Below are 836 nucleotides of genomic sequence, written 5' to 3' on the forward strand. Positions count from 1 at the left end.
CCCGCTTCGGCGGTGGTGGTGCCGGATACGGTCAGATCGGACTGCGCTTCTGCGGCGTTCAGAATATCGTCAGCCGCAAGGGTGTTGATGGTCACGGACGGCGCGGTCGCATCCACGCTGTACTCGCGGCCCGCCGAGGCGCTGTTGCCGTTGACGTTGGTGACGCTCACCTGCACGCTGGCGTCGCCGTCCTTGAGGTGTACCAGATCCGCAGACGGCACGGTGTAAGTCCAGTTGCCGCTGTCGTCTACTGTCGCGCTATAAATTTTGCCGTTCAGGCTGATGGTCACGGTCTGCCCGGCTTCCACGTTGGTGGTCGCACCGGACAGCACCAGATCCGCGCCCTTCTCCGCCGCGTTAATCACGTCGTCGGTGGCGATGGCGTTGATGCTGATGGCAACGGTCGCCAGATCCACCGTCACGTCGTGACTGATGGTGATCGGATTGCCCGCAGAGCTGTCGCCGGTCACGCTGATTTTGACGGTGCCTTCCGGCCACGCGCTCACGTCGGTGGACGGGATCGCCGCGCTCCAGGTGCCGTCCGCCAGCACCGTGGCCGCATAGTCTTTACCGTTGACGGTGACGGTCAGCGCCGTGCCTGCCGCCAGCCCGTCGCTGGAACCGGTGACGATCAGATTCTGCGCGTGCTCGATGGTATTGATCACGTCATCACCCGCGACGGTGTCGACGCGCAGTCCCGGCAGGTTAGCGTCGATAGCGATCTCGCGCTCGCCGGTGCCGGTATTGCCGTGACCGTTGGTGACGGTCGCCGTCACGCTCAGGCTGCCGTTGCCCAGCGCGGTCAGCACGTCGGACGGCACGTTCACGGACCAGGT

At 65.0% G+C, this 836-nt stretch carries 1 protein-coding gene; it reads right to left on the reverse strand.

Annotated features, from left to right (window positions below):
• On the reverse strand, positions 1 to 836 hold an 836-nt coding region (locus tag ADJ24_RS15075), incomplete at both ends, for an Ig-like domain-containing protein (protein WP_048702853.1).

Source organism: Enterobacter sp. 940_PEND, assembly GCF_001059415.1.
Taxonomy (GTDB): domain Bacteria; phylum Pseudomonadota; class Gammaproteobacteria; order Enterobacterales; family Enterobacteriaceae; genus Enterobacter; species Enterobacter cloacae_M.